Here is a 2,878-nt window from a genome sequence, read left to right as displayed (position 1 = left end):
GACCATGCCGCGCCAGCCCACGAGGCCGACCAGAGGTTGATTTGCGTTCGCCATAACAAAAGTGCCCTTGTGAAAAAAGAAACTGTTTTCTCTTTGCGCCCGGCTCGTCAGAGCCGGGGGAGGGCGTGACGAATCGGGCTGCGGTTAGCCGGTAATCGTCTTTTTGGTGATGGCAGCCACCACGGCATCGCCCATCTCGCGGGTGCCGACCTTGGTCGTGCCCGCGGACCAGATGTCTGCCGTGCGCAGCCCCTGCGCCAGCACGGATTGAACCGCCGACTCGATCCGGTCGGCAGCCTCGGGCTGGTTGAGTGAGAAGCGAAGCATCATGGCAGCGGACAGGATTGTAGCCAAAGGATTGGCAACCCCTTTGCCGGCAATGTCGGGTGCACTGCCGTGGCTGGGCTCGTAGAGGCCCTGGTTGCTGGCGTTCAGCGAGGCCGAGGGCAGCATGCCGATCGAGCCGGTGAGCATCGCCGCCTCGTCCGACAGGATGTCGCCGAACATGTTGCCGGTGACCACGACGTCGAACTTCTTCGGTGCCTTGACCAGTTGCATGGCGGCGTTGTCGACGTACATGTGGTCGAGTTCGACGTCCGGATATTCCTTCCCGACCTCGGTCACGATGTCCTTCCAGAACTGAAAGGTCTCGAGCACGTTGGCCTTGTCGACGCTGGTCACGCGCTTGCTGCGCTTGCGCGCCGCCTGGAACGCGACGTGGGCGATGCGCTCGACCTCCGGGCGCGAGTAGCGCATGGTGTCGAAGGCTTCCTCGGCGCCAGGGAAGTGGCCGTCGACAGCGGTGCGGCGGCCGCGCGGCTGGCCGAAGTAGATGTCGCCGGTCAGCTCGCGGATGATCAGGATGTCCAGGCCCGAGATCAGCTCGGGCTTGAGGCTCGACGCGCCGACCAGCTGCTCGTAGCAGATCGCCGGGCGGAAGTTGGCGAACAGGCCGAGGTTCTTGCGCAGGCCGAGGATGGCCTGCTCGGGGCGCAGCGAGCGCTCGAGCTTGTCGTACTTCCAGTCGCCGACGGCGCCGAACAGTACGGCGTCGGCTTCCTTGGCCAGCTTGAGGGTGGCGTCGGGCAGTGGATGGCCGTGGGCTTCGTAGGCGCCGCCGCCGACCAATGCCGACTCCATCTCGAACTTGAGATCGAGCGTTTCGAGCACGCGGATGGCTTCGGCGACGATTTCGGTGCCGATGCCGTCACCGGGGAGGACTGCGATTTTCATAAGCTTGAGCTTGGAAGAATAGGAAATGAAGGGTCAGGCGATCAGCTGGTGATTGAGCCACGGCTTCTGTGCCAGGCGTTCGGCCTCGAAGGCCGCGATCTTGTCCTTGTGGCGCAGGGTCAGGCCGATGTCGTCGAGGCCGTTGATCAGGCAGTACTTGCGGAAGGCCTGGACCTCGAACGGGAGTTCGCTGCCGTCCGGCTTGACGATGACCTGGCGCTCGAGGTCGACGGTCAGGCTATAGCCCGGGAAGGCGAAGGTCTCGTCGAACAGCTGCGCCACCTGGGCTTCGCTCAGCACGATCGGCAGCAGGCCATTCTTGAAGCTGTTGTTGAAGAAGATGTCGGCGTAGCTCGGCGCGATGATGGCGCGGAAGCCGTACTGGTCGAGCGCCCAGGGCGCGTGCTCGCGCGACGAGCCGCAGCCGAAGTTCTTGCGCGCCAGCAGCACCGAGGCGCCGGCGTAGCGCGGCTGGTTCAGCACGAAGTCGGGGTTGGGCTTGCGCGACTTCGGGTCCTGGCCCGGCTCGCCCGGGTCCAGGTAGCGCCAGGCGTCGAACAGGTTCTGCCCGAAGCCGGTCTTGTGGATCGACTTCAGGAACTGCTTCGGGATGATCGCGTCGGTGTCGACGTTCTCGCGGTCCATCGGCGCCACGAGGCCCTTGTGTACGGTGAACTTTTGCATGGTGATTTTTCTCTGGTCAATTGAGTCATCTGATCAGTTGAGGACAGAGCAAAATTGCTTCGCAATTCTTGGTCTGTCCCGCAAAGTCTCACGAGAACTGGCGGACATCGACGAAGTGGCCGTGCACGGCGGCCGCAGCAGCCATCGCAGGACTCACCAGATGAGTGCGTCCGCCCGCGCCCTGGCGGCCTTCGAAGTTGCGGTTGCTGGTCGAGGCGCAGCGCTCGCCCGGCTCGAGCCGGTCGGCGTTCATCGCCAGGCACATCGAGCAGCCCGGTTCGCGCCACTCGAAGCCGGCGGCCTTGAAGATCTGGTCCAGGCCTTCGCGCTCGGCCTGTTCCTTCACCAGGCCCGAGCCCGGCACCACCATCGCGAGCTTGACGTTCTTGGCGACCTTTCGGCCCAGTTTCTTGACCATGGCCGCGGCCTCGCGCATGTCCTCGATGCGGCTGTTGGTGCAGGAGCCGATGAAGACCTTGTCGATCAGGATGTCGTTCATGGCCTTGTTCGGCTCCAGGCCCATGTAGGCCAGGGCGCGCTCGATCGCGTCGCGCTTGTTGGCGTCCTTTTCCTTGTCCGGATCGGGCACGCGGCCATCGACCGGCACCACCATCTCGGGCGAGGTGCCCCAGGTGACCTGCGGCTTGATCTGCGCCGCGTCGAACTCGACCACCAGGTCGAAGTGCGCGCCCGGGTCGGACTGCAAGGTCTTCCAGTAGGCGACCGCCTGGTCCCATTCGACGCCGGTCGGCGCCAGCGGGCGGCCCTTGATGTAGGCGATGGTCTTGTCGTCGACCGCCACCAGCCCGGCGCGCGCGCCGGCTTCGATCGCCATGTTGCAGACTGTCATGCGGCCTTCCATGCTCAAGTCGCGGATTGCCGAGCCGGCGAATTCGATCGTGTAGCCGGTGCCGCCGGCGGTGCCGATCCTGCCGATCACGGCCAGCACGATGTCCTTGGC

The 2,878-nt window shown here is 64.7% G+C and carries 3 protein-coding genes; all 3 read right to left on the bottom strand.

Annotation, left to right across the window (positions count from 1 at the left end):
- Window positions 1–144: 144 nt before the first annotated feature.
- Window positions 145–1,233, bottom strand: a complete 1,089-nt coding sequence (gene leuB / locus AC1DY5_RS49845; protein WP_478121709.1) for a 3-isopropylmalate dehydrogenase — start codon at window positions 1,231–1,233, stop codon at window positions 145–147.
- Between the two features lie 33 nt (window positions 1,234–1,266).
- The gene (gene leuD, locus AC1DY5_RS49840) at window positions 1,267–1,917 is read right to left on the bottom strand and encodes a 3-isopropylmalate dehydratase small subunit (RefSeq protein WP_478121708.1); all 651 of its coding nucleotides are present in this window, start codon (window positions 1,915–1,917) and stop codon (window positions 1,267–1,269) included.
- Window positions 1,918–2,005: 88 nt separating this feature from the next.
- A partial coding sequence (locus tag AC1DY5_RS49835) for an aconitase family protein (RefSeq protein ID WP_478121707.1) occupies window positions 2,006–2,878 on the bottom strand: 873 nt, incomplete at its 5' end.

This window comes from Variovorax sp. P4_D9, from assembly GCF_056401695.1.
Note: the sequence above shows the minus strand (reverse complement) of the source record. Positions and strands in the feature narration are given on the sequence as shown.

Excerpts from the sequence above, each read along its gene's own strand:
- leuB (WP_478121709.1), bottom strand. The coding sequence starts at position 1,233 with ATGAAAATCGCAGTCCTCCCCGGTGACGGCATCGGCACCGAAATCGTC.
- leuD (WP_478121708.1), bottom strand. The coding sequence starts at position 1,917 with ATGCAAAAGTTCACCGTACACAAGGGCCTCGTGGCGCCGATGGACCGC.